The 15,160-nt window shown below is 57.6% G+C and carries 15 protein-coding genes; 7 read left to right on the plus strand and 8 right to left on the minus strand.

The features are described from left to right. Nucleotides 1-97 precede the first annotated feature (97 nt). Nucleotides 98-682: a hypothetical protein gene (locus Pla100_RS03565; protein ID WP_231602639.1), complete on the plus strand. Its 585-nt coding sequence runs from the start codon at nt 98-100 to the stop codon at nt 680-682. 23 nt (nt 683-705) lie between these two features. Then, nucleotides 706-1,239: a hypothetical protein gene (locus Pla100_RS03570; RefSeq protein WP_231602640.1), complete on the plus strand. Its 534-nt coding sequence runs from the start codon at nt 706-708 to the stop codon at nt 1,237-1,239. 119 nt (nt 1,240-1,358) lie between these two features. Here the strand turns inward: Pla100_RS03570 and pyk are convergent, their stop codons facing one another. The 7 genes from pyk to Pla100_RS03605 form a co-directional block, all read right to left on the minus strand. Next, a complete protein-coding gene (gene pyk / locus Pla100_RS03575) occupies nt 1,359-2,807 on the minus strand; it encodes a pyruvate kinase (protein WP_146576248.1) in 1,449 nt (482 codons plus the stop codon). A gap of 227 nt (nt 2,808-3,034) precedes the next feature. Further along, nucleotides 3,035-3,529, minus strand: coding sequence for a carboxypeptidase-like regulatory domain-containing protein (locus Pla100_RS03580; RefSeq protein ID WP_146576249.1), 495 nt, complete (start codon nt 3,527-3,529; stop codon nt 3,035-3,037). An 80-nt stretch (nt 3,530-3,609) separates the two neighbouring features. Beyond that, the gene (locus tag Pla100_RS03585) at nt 3,610-4,710 is read right to left on the minus strand and encodes a DUF1559 domain-containing protein (protein WP_146576250.1); all 1,101 of its coding nucleotides are present in this window, start codon (nt 4,708-4,710) and stop codon (nt 3,610-3,612) included. Between the two features lie 610 nt (nt 4,711-5,320). After that, complete coding sequence (locus tag Pla100_RS03590; protein WP_146576251.1) at nt 5,321-5,863, minus strand: DUF2760 domain-containing protein; 543 nt, start codon at nt 5,861-5,863, stop codon at nt 5,321-5,323. An 80-nt stretch (nt 5,864-5,943) separates the two neighbouring features. Next, the gene (locus Pla100_RS03595; protein WP_146576252.1) at nt 5,944-7,245 is read right to left on the minus strand and encodes an aminotransferase class I/II-fold pyridoxal phosphate-dependent enzyme; all 1,302 of its coding nucleotides are present in this window, start codon (nt 7,243-7,245) and stop codon (nt 5,944-5,946) included. Nucleotides 7,246-7,356: 111 nt separating this feature from the next. After that, nucleotides 7,357-7,788, minus strand: coding sequence for a DUF2752 domain-containing protein (locus tag Pla100_RS03600; RefSeq protein WP_197167670.1), 432 nt, complete (start codon nt 7,786-7,788; stop codon nt 7,357-7,359). Continuing rightward, the gene (locus tag Pla100_RS03605) at nt 7,778-8,545 is read right to left on the minus strand and encodes a 7-carboxy-7-deazaguanine synthase QueE (RefSeq protein WP_231602641.1); all 768 of its coding nucleotides are present in this window, start codon (nt 8,543-8,545) and stop codon (nt 7,778-7,780) included. Before Pla100_RS03605 ends, Pla100_RS03600 begins: the two co-directional genes overlap by 11 nt. 95 nt (nt 8,546-8,640) lie before the next feature. Between Pla100_RS03605 and queF the strand changes: the two genes are divergently transcribed. The 5 genes from queF to Pla100_RS03630 all read left to right on the plus strand — a co-directional run bounded on the left by queF (nt 8,641) and on the right by Pla100_RS03630 (nt 14,114). Next, nucleotides 8,641-9,012 (plus strand): preQ(1) synthase, encoded by a 372-nt coding sequence (gene queF / locus Pla100_RS03610; protein WP_390620549.1) that lies wholly within the window; start codon nt 8,641-8,643, stop codon nt 9,010-9,012. Nucleotides 9,013-9,338: 326 nt separating this feature from the next. After that, nucleotides 9,339-10,004: a zinc metallopeptidase gene (locus Pla100_RS03615; protein ID WP_146576619.1), complete on the plus strand. Its 666-nt coding sequence runs from the start codon at nt 9,339-9,341 to the stop codon at nt 10,002-10,004. Between the two features lies 1 nt (nt 10,005). Then, nucleotides 10,006-12,006 (plus strand): YjhG/YagF family D-xylonate dehydratase, encoded by a 2,001-nt coding sequence (locus Pla100_RS03620; RefSeq protein ID WP_146576620.1) that lies wholly within the window; start codon nt 10,006-10,008, stop codon nt 12,004-12,006. Between the two features lie 10 nt (nt 12,007-12,016). Continuing rightward, nucleotides 12,017-12,370, plus strand: a complete 354-nt coding sequence (locus Pla100_RS03625) for a DUF971 domain-containing protein (RefSeq protein WP_231602643.1) — start codon at nt 12,017-12,019, stop codon at nt 12,368-12,370. 181 nt (nt 12,371-12,551) lie between these two features. Beyond that, the gene (locus Pla100_RS03630; RefSeq protein ID WP_146576255.1) at nt 12,552-14,114 is read left to right on the plus strand and encodes a sulfatase; all 1,563 of its coding nucleotides are present in this window, start codon (nt 12,552-12,554) and stop codon (nt 14,112-14,114) included. Between the two features lie 41 nt (nt 14,115-14,155). Here Pla100_RS03630 and Pla100_RS03635 read toward each other — a convergent pair whose 3' ends face one another. Beyond that, nucleotides 14,156-15,142 (minus strand): rhomboid family intramembrane serine protease, encoded by a 987-nt coding sequence (locus Pla100_RS03635; RefSeq protein ID WP_146576256.1) that lies wholly within the window; start codon nt 15,140-15,142, stop codon nt 14,156-14,158. Nucleotides 15,143-15,160 lie beyond the last annotated feature (18 nt).

The raw sequence follows: 15,160 nt of genomic DNA on the forward strand, positions 1-15,160 counted from the left end.
ATAAGAACCGAAGCCGCCCAGGTGCGTAGCAACCGGGATCGGCGTAGACCGCGCTGAAAACACCGATTCAATCTCCCCTCTGATAGGAAACTCGGCGATGGCCATTCGTGAATCGTTCCACCAAGCCTCTGAAATTGCTTCGAAGTGGTTCCTAGCGGGAGCCCTGTTGACCTTCGGAATGTTGACGATCGGTTGTCAGCCGGCTCCTGACACCGCCGCCATCGGAACCACCGCCGACGAACATGACCACGATCATGAACACGGCCATGACCATGATCATGCACACGGCGACGAACATTCCGACGATCTCGACATCGGTGCCCTGAAGCCGATCGAACCGGCACCCACCCCTGAGTCGTTTGATGCCGGAGTGGATCAACTGGCGTCTTTACGTGATACCGTTGCGAAAGGTTTTGCCGACAAAGACATTGATTCCATTCATGGCGAACTGCACTCGGTCGGCAACCTACTCGAAAGCATCGAAACACTGGCCCAGTCCAGCGAAATGACCGACGACCAAAAGAAAGAAGCCGCTACCGCGATCGAAAAACTGTTCGACGCCTACGGCAGTGTCGATGAAAAACTGCACGGAGGTGAAGGCAAGGATTACTCCGAAGTCCAAAAGGAAATCAATTCGGCGATCGCAACACTCAGCAACCTGACCAAAACGGAAACGAAATAATGGGTTTACCTTCACTCCGCTCAATGTCGCCGATTCGATTCGCGGCCGCGTTCACGTTGCTCGCCTCGGCGTTGATGATGATCGCCGGCTGCGAGACCGCGACGCAAGAGGCGAGCGTGCCGACCGAGGCGGCTGTTTCGTCGGAATACTTGCTCGCCGAAAGACCAGCCGAAGTCTCGTCCTTAAGCGACGCAGCGGAATCATTGGGCGGTGAGACCAAGCCGATGACGTTGATCGGCAAAATCGACGCCGGTGATTTTCCCGCGTTCGAAGCCGACTCCGCGACCTTCATGCTCAGCGAATTGCCCGCCGACGGGCATGGCGCCGACGACCCCGAGCACGAAGACAATTGCCCGTTTTGCAAACGCCGGGCCGCCAACGCGCCCAAGGCGATCGTGCAAATCGTTGACGGCGAAGGAAACGTGATCCCGACCGATGCCCGTCAGTTGATCGGCTTGAACCAAGGCGACAAGATCATCGCCGTCGGTGAAGCCTCATTCGATGAAGCGGTCAACGCGATCACGGTCAAATGCCAAAAAGTCCACGCGATCCGCTAAGTTTCGCTTCGCGGGAACAATTAGTGGTGGCGACTTTCAGTCGCCAAGTCCTGAAACGGCGACTGAAAGTCGCCGCCACTTGCAGAATGCGTCACTTATTGATCTCGCGCTGCTTAGGGTCAACCGATCGTGTGAACCGAGATGACGTTGTTGGCGTTGGCGATTACGTCGCTGCCGCTGACAACGACGATCGTGTCTCCGGGCATCACCAACGTTCCGTCTTCTTCGATTTGGTCCTTAGCCCATCGAGTGACGTGCTCGATTAAATGTTGGGTATCTTCGATGTGTTCGCAAAACATCGGCTCGATTCCCCAAAACAAGTTCATCCGTCGGACCGAGGCGAGGTGGTCGCTGACGGCGACGGTCGGGATCAACGACCTGGTGTTACTTTTCACCCAAGCGGTGCCGCCGGAGTGAGTCGCGATCGCGATCAATTTACTGCCGATCGCTTCGGCCACTTCCATCCCCGCTCGGGCGACGGCGTGCGTCATCCGATTGGCCGGGTCGATGACGCCCTGCGATGCGGTCGCCGCCGGCAAGGCTCGCTCTTCGGTTTTCCGCATGATGCGGTTCATCATCTCGACGCTCTGCCGCGGATACTCCCCGATCGCCGTTTCGCCGCTGAGCATGCACGCATCGGCGCCGTCGAGAACCGCGTTGGCGACGTCGGACGCCTCCGCTCGCGTGGGACGAGAACTATGGTGCATCGATTCGAGCATTTGAGTCGCAACGATGACCGGCTTCATGAACTGTTTGCACGTCGCGATAATGCGTTTTTGAGCAACCGGTGTTTCCGCCACGTCGATTTCCACGCCCAGGTCACCGCGGGCGACCATCACGCCGTCGGCCTCCATCACAATCCGCTCGAGATTATCGAGCGCTTCGGGCTTTTCGATTTTGGCGATCACGAGTGCGGAACACTCGTAACTGTTGAGCAGGTCTTTCAAACTGCGAACGTCTTCGGGCGTGCGAACGAATGACAAACTAATGAAATCGATTTCGTTTTGCGCGGCCCAGATCGCGTTTTCGATATCCGTGCGGAGCATCGCCGAGACCGACAACTTCACACCTGGCAGATTGATTCCCTGGCGCGAGCGAATTTCACCCGACGCGACGATTCGGCAAACCGCGTTGTCTACCGTCACGTTTTCGACTTCTAAAGCGACCGTTCCGTCGGCGAGCATCACCCGATCACCGATCTTGAGTTCGTCGATCAATCGTGGATAGGAACTCGTCACTTCCATCGGCCGGGTCGACACGGTCCCGCGAACGAACGTCAAATACTCACCGAGCGGACAGAACATCGGCTCAGAGACGAGTTGCCCCAAGCGAATCTTTGGTCCGGCAAGATCCAACAACACGCCGACGGGAAACCCGGTCAGGGCGGATGCTTCACGGATGTTGGCGAGTTTTTCGGCGTGTTGCTCGATCGTTCCGTGGGCGCTATTGATTCGAAAAACATCCACACCTTCTTCAATCAATTCCGCCAATTTCGAGACACTATCGCAGGCCGGACCGACCGTCGCCACGATCTTGGTGCGTGCTTCATTGAGGCGGGGACGAGGCATGGGTTCTATCCGAAGAGCGAAGAGAGTCGAGTGATTTCGTTGCGCCGGGATGATAACCGAACACGCTCAACGCGAAAACCGACTTCGTTGACCACTCTACCGGACGCTACAATCCCTTAGCATCGCGGGATCAATAAGTGACGCATTTTGCAAGTGGCGGCGACTTTTAGTCGCCGTTTCAGGACATGGCGACTGAAAGTCGCCACCACTTGTTGTTCATGCGATGCTTACATCGGCATCTGTGTGATCTTCACCGCAGCGCCGATATCAATCGCAGGCAGGGTATCGACTCCCTTGGCAACCTCGATTTTGACCGGTGTGGTTGCTTCTGCTTGATACTTCGGATCGACGACTAAGAACGCTTTGGCGGATCCACCTGAGCTCGGGCTATCCACGGCCTCGGTGGTAGAGTCACCATCGATTGCCATTTTATATACCGTCACCTTGTAGGTTCCTGGAACAACACCCTCATACTGTCCGAGTGTTTTCAAGCTGACCTCCCCTTCCGCGTTGGTCACACCACCACTGGCCCACCGACTAATGTTCGGATCGTCGGCGATCAGTTGGACCGTAGCGCCTTCAAGCGGCACGCCTTGCTGTATTACGGTCAATGCAAGCGGCTGAAGGTCCGGCATGCCATCGGGCCGCGGCTCACCGGTACAACCGACGAGAGTGAGCGAACCAAGCAGGAACAAACTAACAACGGGAACGGAACGATTCAAAGAGTGTGTTTTCATAAAACTAACCGGTTTAAGAGCGAACGAGAGGTGAACTAAAAAAGATCGTTGCGAAGTGACTTCCCTTATTCCATTAAGTTGACTTCGCTTCCTTGTGGAGAACCAAGTGCTCCCCAAATCCCATAGGGGCTTTCACCACTAGTGACCGAAGGCGCGTTGATGTTTCCCGAGTCGATCGAATCGGTAATGAACCGGACAGCACCGTCAAACATGAGAGATTGAACGCCTCCCTGATGCTCACTCGAAGGTGCGTACGTACCCCAGCTATCGTTCGTGCCACCGAACGCACAAGAGGGAGCATTCGGAGGAAGCGTCGTTGTAAACTTATTATTGACCGTTCGCCCGTCACTCAAGATGAGACCCCGCCACACATCAGCACCGGTGAGATACTGCCGGGGATTATTGGCGGCGCGGGGGACGTTCATGCAGGGGCCGGGTAAAGACCGAGACCCGTTGTAAATCCCGTTGAAGCTAGCCACATCGCCTCGGACGGTTGCTAACTCGCGAGGCGTACCGGCAACCTCACTCATCGCGATCGTATTGGCCGTCCCGTCAAGAATGCTGCTGAAGGAACGTTTGGACTCACGCATAGCCGTCGGGAGCGAGGGCAAGAACATACTTCGAGCGTCTCCTTGAGCAGTGGCCGACGCTTCCTGAGAATTCACGCGGCCGTTGTGCCACATCTCGTCGCCAACGGAAAAGACATAAAGACACTTGGAGATACCATTGAACGCCGTCTCGCTCGCGCCAGCCGACGAAGGACAAAGGAAGGCCGATTGAGGCCCCGCCGCACGCAGGGCGGGGCTATCCCACGGGGCCGAACCGGGAGCAGCCACTTTTGCATCTTGCTCAAATTGCTCGTAGAGATTCGACATTTCGATGAAAGGCATCAAAAACATCGCCGCGCTGACCGGCCTGGTATTACCCCAACTGTATCCCTGAAACGACACCGCACCGGCGGGAAATTGATTGTAGGTGCTGTGGTAATTATGAATCGCTAAGCCGAGTTGCTTCATATTATTCGAACACTGCATCCGGCGGGCTGCCTCTCGTGCAGCTTGGACCGCAGGCAGTAGGAGACCGACGAGCACGCCGATGATCGCGATCACCACGAGCAACTCAACGAGTGTAAAGCCGCGTCTCGCGGTTGGGAAACATTTCATCATAAGGGTCCTGCTAAACATTGGAGTCAAGGATTGAACGGTAATACTTCGTCGCGTTGCGATTCATTAAACCGTCAGCTGATTCCTGCCCCGAGCCGCCTGCGGACAGTTGATGATGATCAAATCGAAATCAACGGATGACGATCGACAGCATCAAGAATTGGCATGCTGCTGACCTTAAGCAACGGACATTCCAATGTCTGTCGGCGGAGAATGGCTCCATTCACTGCACATGCCTCTGATCACCTGGGAAAGCCGCGAGCTCAACGAGCTTGATCCGCTGCGGTGCCTTACATCGTCTTAATGCCCGATGCGCTGCCATTGTGAAACTAAGAGAAAAACAAGGTTTTTCGAACATTCTTTGGCAGGCTTCCGCCAAACCAATAACCGCCAATCTCCGGAGGGGGCGACCAATTGGGGGGCGGGATGCGCAAAAAACAAGCGGACTTTTTGAAACATGTTCAAATGAAAGGCTCATTCACATTCCAAGCGTCACAGAAGTGATTGCGGCAATTCAATGCGAGCGAAACAGAAGGCTCGGCTCGCAACCTGCATCAACTCGACCGCACACAACCATCATGATGGTTGTTCCGCAGCGACTTCAGCGACTCGATCACGTCGCGGTAATTTGCGCCGGCGCGATCACATCGGCGTCTTCTGGGACGCCTGACCATTTGGGCAGGTCCGTGGCAGTGGCTTGCCAACCCGGATGGACCAACTTGGCTTGACCGGATGCGGCGGAAGACTCACCGACCCAGCGGTAACGCGCAGGGGAGGCATCTGAAGATACCGGGATCGATTCGTTCTCTTTGGCATCGACCAGCTTCTCAATTTTCAGCATCCGGTCGAGTGATTGACGGCATTGTTTCAAGCATGGCCGCGCCGCAGCACCGACTTGGGCGTCTTGGTATTGATCGAGGTCTTCGTGGATCAAATCGATCAATCGAGCTTCCCTCTGCAACGTCGCCAACAACGTGATCGCCGGGTTCTGTGCCGGCGCGGCCGGTTTTTTCTCCGGCGCAGGCTGTGGTTTCTCGGGCGTGTGCGAGATCGCAGGCACGGGGTTTTCGCCGTCGAGCGCCAACGCCATCCGCTCGGCCGCTTCGCGGTCAAACATCGCTTTGAAAAACGCCCTGAAGGCTAAACCGATACGCATTGATTCGTTAAATAGTGAAGAGTTAGAAGATCGGACGGACTCGACAGATCAGACCAATCGGTCCGATCTTGGTTATCCGATCATGATCCGACGGCCAATTCGGGATTACTCGGTTTGGACGACGCCAGGCACTTTCCGATTTGGCGGACCGCTTGGCGGAGACGATGTTCGTTCTCCACCAACGACATTCGCAAATAGCCTTCACCGGCCGCACCGAATCCGCTGCCGGGACTGACGGCAACGTTGCCTTCCTCGAGTAACTTCATCGCAAAGTCCATCGTGCTCATTTGGCTCTTCCACGGTTCGGGCACTTCGGCCCAAACGAACATGCCGGCCTTGGGCGGATTGACGTTCCATCCCAGTCGCCGCAAACCGCTGACGAGGACGTCGCGGCGCCCTTGATAAATTTTGGATTGGGCGAGCACGTTCTCTTCGGTGTCTCGGAGTGCCACGATGGCCGCGATTTGGATGGCCGCAAACATGCCGTAATCGTAATAGCCTTTGATCGTCCCGAGTCCGCGGACCATCTCGGCGTTACCGGCACAAAAACCGACCCGCCATCCGGCCATGTTGTAGCCCTTGCTCATCGTCGTGAACTCGACGCCCACGTCTTTGGCACCGGGCGCGGACAAAAAACTAGGCGGCAGATAACCGTCGAAAGCGACGTCTGCGTAGGCGAAGTCGTGAATGACCATCAAACCGTACTTTTTGGCCAGACGCACGACTTCGACGAAGAAATCCGGTTCGATCACGGCCGACGACGGGTTGTGCGGGTAATTGACGATCAAAATCTTCGGCACCGGCGTCATGTTCTCGCACGTGTAAGCCACGTTGCTCAAGAACTTGTCGGGATCGGCGACGTCCAGCGCGACCACGTTGCCCGACGCCAAAATCACACCATACATGTGCACAGGGAAATACGGCGATGGAATGATCGCCGTGTCGCCGGGGCCCATCAGCGCCAGACACATGTGCGAAAATCCTTCCTTGCTGCCCAAACAGGAAATGATTTCGCTTTCGGAATCCAGTTCGACGCCGTACTTGCGTTGGTATTTTTTGGCGACCTCGCGGCGGAGGTTTCGAATTCCGTTTGATTTGCTGTAGCCGTGGTTGCCTTCGTCGGCGGCCGCATCGGCGAGCTTTTGAATCACGCTCGGATCAGGCGGGTCGGACGGATTGCCCATGCCCAAATCGATCACGTCGTCGCCGGCACAACGTTTTTGGTACAGCGAATTGTTGATCCGACCGAACATGTACGGCGGCAAACGATCCACGCGAGAGGCAAACTTCACCTCAAATGGGTGGGGAACCGGATCGGTCGTCGGCGAACCGATCGCCGGTGCGTCGATGTTGGGATGATCGGAATCGAAGGAGTCACTCATGTCGACGCTGGAAAAACGTGTGGAGGGAAATGGACGGCAAAATTCAACCGGACGGGTGCATTGTCACACGCATTGCCGGTTGGCGTGTAGGGGGAGCGAGCGGTTTTTCGGTCAAAAGGTTCGTGCCAGCCAATCGGTTACCGTGATCGCGCCGGCAGCGACCACCGCCACGGAGAGGATTTTTCGTGCCGCCATCGAAGGCCAATCTCCGGTCCAAACGCATTTCAGCCCCATCAAGACGACGGTGATCGCCACCGCCGCCAACGCGGTCCCGCCCGCATTGACACGAAGACTCGTGGCGAGCTCGCCCCTCATGAAATGGCTCCACGACGTCGTCATCCCGCAAGCCGGGCAGCGGATGTCAAACAGGACTCGCATCGAGCACGGCGGCAGCCCGAGTTGCTGATGCGTGCCGAGGCCGGCAGGATCGGGGCTCAACAATCGGGCTGTCAGAAGAGGAACCGACAACACCATTGCCACGGCCGCCCCGAGGATCCGAACCCGGGCGGCCTGGGAGGGACGTCTGGCCGCGTCAGGTCCCACGTCGATTGCCGTACCAGCGGATCTGCATGCGGTCGCAATAGCGATATCCATGGGCTTCGCACCACGGACGCAACCACGGGGCCGCCGCGTCCAATTGATCGTTCGTGACGCCTTGAGGCATGATCCACACGGCCGAAGATTCAACGGTTAACGACTTGACGACCGATTCGATCTCTTCAAATTCATCGGGCGAGTCGACGACGAATTTTACCTGAAACGAAGGTGCCCGCTCGATCAAACGTCGCATCGTTTCGACCGGCAGACGGCGTTGTTCGTGTTTTATTGCCCATCCAGGATGCTCGGCCGGGTCCGGCGTGCTGGCCGACAACTTGGGGCTCAGCGACAACAAATCGCACCCGATCGCGACATCGACGGTGCCGGCCGTTTCGATCGTTACGTGAAAGCCTCCGGCACGAAGTTGATCGGCTAAATCGCCGATGCCGGCCGCGACAAGCGGTTCGCCGCCCGTCAGGACGACGTGGGAAATCGGCTCGTCCGAACCGGCCACGCGGGCCGTTCGGGCTTCGTCGACCAACGATTCGATCGACCGCCGCTGGCCTTCGGGGTTCCAAGACGCGTAAGGTGTATCGCAGAACCAACATCGCAGATTGCAACCGCTGGTTCGGATGAAGAAGCTCGGTGTGCCCGTCAAAAGACCTTCGCCTTGGCGGCTGGCGAACGTTTCGGCGATCCGCAAGGTGGCCGAATCGTCGGCAAACGAAGAAGCGTCGGCGAATGCCGAATCGGAAGAACTCAACGATTCCCGCCCCTTCATGGTTTTCGCGGCGATCGGTACAACAACACTCTGTCTGACCAAAACGATTGACCCATTTGATTTGTGATTGAATCTCCGTGAGCAGTTTCCGCGACACCCTCGAAGTTTTCGACAACCCGGCCCCGCAGCGTGATTTCAAGATCGAGCACCATTGCCCCGAGTTTACCTCGGTGTGCCCCAAAACCGGGCAGCCGGATTACGGCACGATCGTGTTCACCTACATTCCCGACGAAGTCTGCGTCGAGCTAAAGAGCCTCAAAATGTACCTGCAACGCTTTCGAAATGAAGGCATATTCTACGAACAGGTCACCAACCGGATTCTGGACGACTTCGTCGCCGTCGTCAAACCACGCCAACTCCGCGTCGAAAGCCGCTGGACCCCCCGAGGCGGACTCAACAGCAACGTGATCGTGGAGTATTCCGCCAGCGACCGTGGCGTCGAGCTTTAGTGCGTCGACAGCCTACCTGATGTACTCGACAAACGTCCAAATGATCTGAATTCGGGCCCAATGGTAACCCGCAGCGTGAGCGAGGGATGAGCCGGAATCCCTCGCTTACACAGCGGGTTACTATGTCAGCGCTGCCTACCTATCTCGGGGGACACCATAGCGCTGTGCACATTTGGTCCGGTTGTTGCGTAAAGTGACGTGTTGGTTGCTCGAATGCCAAATTGACGCTTCCAAACGTTGATTTTTGGCGGGCGAACCAAGATTCGATTTCGCATTACGAATTCGAACAAAACTACTCACACTCACCAACAGGGTCTCCCACCTCGATGATTTACTTTCTGTTCGTTTTGCCTCCCTTCCTGCTTGGTCTTTACGCCCAGTACAAGGTGAAATCGTCGTTTACGGCGATGAGCAAGGTGCCCGCACGGATGTCCGGTGCGACGGCGGCTCGCCGGATGCTCGACGCGGCCGGGTTGCAGTCGGTCGGGATTGAGCAAGTCCCCGGCCAATTGTCCGATCATTACGACCCCCGCGCGAAGGTTTTGCGTTTGAGCCCGGACGTTTACGGCGGGCATTCGATGGCTGCCCTCGGGGTGGCTTGCCACGAAGCGGGACACGCGTTCCAGGATGCCGAGCGATACGCTCCGCTGGTGATTCGCAACATGGCGGTGCCGGCGGCGAATTTCGGCAGTGGCATCGGGGCGACGTTGTTATTTGCCGGTGCGATCTTCGCGATCCAGCCGCTGATGTGGATCGGCGTGATACTGTTTTCGGCCGTCGTGTTCTTCCAGGTCGTCAACTTGCCGGTCGAATTCGACGCCTCTAATCGGGCCCGAGCCCACTTGGTCGAGTACGGTTTAATCTCCGCTCAAGAAGAAAGGTATGTCGCGAAGGTTCTCAACGCGGCGGCGCTGACGTATGTTGCGGCGACTTTACAGTCGATCATGACGCTCGCGTATTACCTTTACATCTTGACTGGACGACGTGACTGAGATTCCATCGAACTTCCTCACGCCTGAGGATTATTTCGCCGCCCTGGATTCTCCGGAATCTCTGGCGACCAAAGCGGACGGCCCCACCGGACAATTACCGCTGACCGACGAGATCCTTCGTCAATGGACCAGCGGAGATTTGTTCGGTTTGACCCAAAGCGTCGGCATGGGATTCGACCCTCGACGCGTTCTTGGGGATCAATACTTGATCCTCAGCACCCAGGGCGGCGTCCGCAACCCTGACGGAACGCCCGTGGCGCTGGGCTATCACACCGGGCACTGGGAGGTCGGCTTGCTCGTGCGGGCCGCCGCCGAGCAAATCGAAAAGCACGACGGCGTTCCGTTTGCCGCGTTCGTCAGCGATCCCTGCGACGGTCGCACCCAAGGCACGCATGGGATGTTCGATTCGTTGCCCTATCGCAACGACGCAGCGATCGTGATGCGGCGGCTGATCCGTTCACTGCCGCAGCGAAAAGGCGTGATCGGGATCGCGACGTGCGACAAAGGTTTGCCTGCGATGATGATGGCACTCGCCGGAACCGGCAATCTGGCCAACGTGCTGGTCCCCGGTGGCGTGACGTTGCCCCCGACCGTCGGCGAGGACGCCGGCAAAGTCCAAACGATCGGGGCTCGATACTCGCGCGGCGAAATGACCTTGGAGGAAGCGTCCGTCGCCGGTTGCCGGGCGTGCGGAACGCCAGGCGGCGGTTGCCAATTCTTGGGCACGGCGGCGACCAGCCAAGTCATTGCCGAAGCACTCGGGATGACCGTGCCGCACGCGGCGCTGGCCCCCAGCGGCCAACCGATCTGGACTCGGATGGCCCGCGATTCGGCTTCGGCCGCTGCGGCGATGCACGCGGCTGGCATGTCGATGCGAGACGTGTTGACCGAGGCCGCCTTTGAAAACGCGATGCGGATGCACGCGGCCGTCGGCGGCAGCACCAATCTATTGCTTCACATCCCCGCCATCGCCGCAGCCGCCGGCATCCGCCGTCCCACCGCCGCCGATTTCCGACGCGTTAACCAACAGGTGCCCCGGTTTGTTGATTGCCTGCCTAACGGTCCGGTCGGCCATCCGACCGTGCAATTGTTTTTAGCCGGCGGGGTGCCTGAGGTGGCTTGGCACTTGCGCCAAGCCGGACTCTGGAACGGCGACGCCAAGACCGTCACAGGGATGACCTGGAACGAACTTCTCGATGCCTGGGAATCCTCGCCCCGTCGGGAAGTTTGTCGCGAACGATTGCGGTTGGCCGACGGCATCGACCCCGACGACGTGATCATGTCGCCCGCCGTCGCCAAGCAACGCGGCCTGACGAGCACGGTGTGTTTTCCCGCCGGTAACTTGTGCCCGGAAGGCTCCGTCATCAAGGCCACCTCGATCGACCCATCGGTCATCGATGCCGACGGGGTTTATCGAAAACGCGGCAAAGCGAGAGTGTTTGTGACCGAACGCGATGCCATCGCGGCGGTCAAAGGCCAATCCGCACAACCGATCCAAGAAGGCGAAGTCATCGTGTTGATCGGACGCGGGCCGATCGGCTGTGGAATGGAAGAGACCTATCAAATCACTTCCGCCTTGAAGTACCTCTCGTTCGGAAAGACGATCGCGTTGGTCACCGACGCCCGATTCAGCGGCGTGAGCACCGGGGCATGCATCGGGCACGTCGGTCCGGAAGCGCTCGCCGGCGGACCGATCGCCAAAATCCGCGACGGCGACGTGATCGAAATCAGGGTCGATCGAAATACGCTCGACGGCAGCGTTGATTTGGTGCAACCGTTTGATGGAATCAGCGTCGCCGAAGCATTGCGAGATCGGCCGCCGCATCCGAGCCTACACGTCGAAGACGCGATCCCCGACGACACCAGGTTGTGGGCCGCCTTACAACAAATCGGCGGCGGTACATGGGGCGGCTGCGTCTATGACGTCGACGAGATTCTGCGTACGCTTGAGGCTGGCCAAAAAGCCCTTCAATCCGAATCCGCCACGACTTCTGCTCGGTGAGTTTCCCGCCATGATCGACGATCCCATTGCTTACCGTCCCGAAGCGATCGAACGCGTGGGTGATTCGGGCATCCGAATCCGCTGGAGCGACGGCGAGACGTCCGACTGGAACGCCCGACAACTCCGCGATGCATGCCCGTGCGCCACCTGCCGCGAAAAACACAGCAAGTCGGCATCGGACGCCGAAAAATCCGCCGCCAATCCCAAATCGCTGATGTTACCGGTCCTCAGCGCCGCCGAAGCCCGCCCGATGCGGATCGAAGGCATGCAACCGGTCGGCACCTACGCCTACAACATCGCCTTCAGCGACGGTCACAACTCAGGCCTATTCACGTTCGCAAGACTGCGACGCGAAGGGTTGTGACCACCAGAACTCCGTATGTGGTTCTGTTTGTCCTCGAAATGAAGTAGGCGAAACCGAGGACCAGAGCATCGGGCCTTGATGCTCGCCGTTTCATCGACTTGCTCGTGCCGGTGAAACACCGAACCGAATGACCGATTATAGTGCTTTGTTTAAGCCCGCCGTCCCCCTATCGGTATGCGATATGAAATTCAGATCACTTCAAACACTCTGCTCCCTTTCGTTCTTCTTTGTCGCGATCCACTTCGTCGTCGCGTTCTCGACACCCTTGACCGCGAATGCCGACTCGCCCAATGCGAGTGAATCAGCTTCTCGTCCGAATGTCCTGTTCATGATCTCCGATGATCTGAACTGTCGTTTGGGTTGCTACGGTGATCCGCTTGTCAAAACGCCCAACATCGATCGTTTGGCGGCCCGAGGTGTTCGATTTGAAAACGCCTACTGCCAATTCCCGCTCTGTGGCCCGTCCCGCAATTCGATGCTGTGCGGACTGTATCCAGACGCGACTGGGATTCTGCGAAACGCGGAAATCTTTCGACAGTCGATCCCGCAACACATTAGTTTGCCTCAGGCGTTTCGCTTGAGCGGTTATTTCGCCGCCCGGATCGGAAAGCTGTATCACTACAACGTGCCCAATAGCATCGGCACGAACGGTCACGACGATCCAGGCTCTTGGGAAATGGAAATCAACCCCGCCGGTTGCGACCGCATGATCGAGGAATCGGATATTTTCACGCTCAAGAAAAACAGTTTCGGAGGCACGTTGTCTTGGTACGCTTCACCACGGCCGGACGCGGAACACACCGACGGGATGATGGCCGAGGAAGCCGCTTGGGTACTGGAACGTTGCGCGAAACGGAAAGACCGACCGTTCTTCTTGGCCGTTGGTTTCTTTCGTCCTCACACGCCGTACGTTGCACCCAAGGAATACTTCGAACCCTACGCGTTGGATGAGATGCCGCTGTACGACGACGTCGAACAAGATCGACTGGACTTACCCGCACCTGCATTGATGAGCCACAAGCGGGAGCATGATCTGCTCAATGATGATCTTCGGCGACAAGCGATTCAGGCGTACTATGCCAGCACGACTTTCATGGACGCTCAAGTCGGCAAGGTACTCGACGCCCTCGATGCCAACGGTTTGAGTGACAACACGATCGTGGTCTTTACCAGCGATCACGGCTACCACTTAGGCCAAAAAGGCTTGTGGCAGAAACAAAGCCTATTCGAGGAATCCGCCCGCGTTCCAATGATCATCGCCGGGCCGGGTTTTGATGGCGAGGGCAAAGCCGCCGAGGCTCCAGTTGGATTGATCGATCTCTACCCGACCCTTGCCGATTTGTGCGACGTTGAGGCACCCTCGAATCTTGCCGGACAATCGTTGTCACCGATCTTGAACGACGTCTCCGAGCCAGGCCGTGGTTACACGATCTCGCAGGTCATGCGTGGCCGCTCGATCGAACAAGACGCCTTCCTGGGTTACTCGATCCGCACACCCCAGTATCGTTTGACGCTATGGGACGACGGCGAGCGAGGCATCGAGCTTTACGACCACCAAGCCGATCCGTTGGAAAAGCGAAATTTGGCTTATCGGTCCGACTCATCCGACATCGATCCGGCGACCCAGACCACGATTGATTCACTTGCGAAGACATTGCGAAACCAAATCAAAGAAGCGACCCCCAAGGAAGGCCGACCGATGGTGTTGCAAACAGACTGGGCACCGAATCTAACCAATCCGTGATCCGATCGGATTCACATTCGGATCATTCATATGACATCTGTTCATGATGATTTCGGCGCCACCACGGCGATCAACATCCCGGCCAGTAAGCCGCCGACGTGGGCACCGTTGGCGATGCCGCCGAGCAGACCGGTCATGCACAGCACCAAGAACCCGAGCATGAACTTCACGTTGAACGAAGGGATCTCGACCGGGTAGCCTGATTCGACTTTCGGTCGAATCCATACGAATCCGAACACCCCGAACACCGCACCGGAGGCCCCAATCGCGAGCGGCCATTCGAGCCAATCGGGCAGTAGGATTTGCGTCAACGTCGCGGCGGCTTGGCAGATCAACAACAATAGCAAATAAAACCGTCCCCCGTGGATTCGCTCGACGACACCGCCGAGGATGTACAGGTTGAACATATTGAAGACCAAGTGCATCGGGCTGCCGTGCAGTAAGGCCGGTGAGAACAACCGCCAGACCTCGCCCTGCTTCATCGACAACAGAGCGTCGCCGGTTCGTTGCCACACGCTCGGCTCGACGCATGACAACGCGTTGTAGATCCGTTCTTCGAGCAACTTCGGACCATTCAATGTGACTGCCGGATCAGCAAACTTGGTCGCGAAGGCAACGATCGTGGCCGCGACGATGATGGTGATCGTAACCGGGATCGGCCGGTTCATTAGCCCGGGACCGCCGAGACTGCCTACCCCTTGTCCGGCCGACGTGCTGCGAAGTTTCATCTTCGCTTTCTTCTGCAGTTTCAGCTTTCGCGCGACTTCCTCAGATCTCTCGCGTCGGAGCCGTTCCGCTTCCTTGCCGACGTCGTAAACCGACGACGTCGGATCGGCCTGAAACGATTCGAAAAAGTTTTGAGCTTGGGCAACGTCCTGCTCGTGACGAATCCAGATATCATGGGGCGTTTCCGCAGGCGAATCAGCCGGGGCTCCCGCTTCGGCTTTCGCTTCGATGGATTTGGTTTGCAAAAAGTCGCAAAAACGATTGGCAGTCGCGTCGCCCGTCAGGGTGCCGATTCGCCGCATAGGAAACGTCCAATTTTC

Source organism: Neorhodopirellula pilleata (genome assembly GCF_007859915.1).
Lineage (GTDB): Bacteria > Planctomycetota > Planctomycetia > Pirellulales > Pirellulaceae > Rhodopirellula > Rhodopirellula pilleata.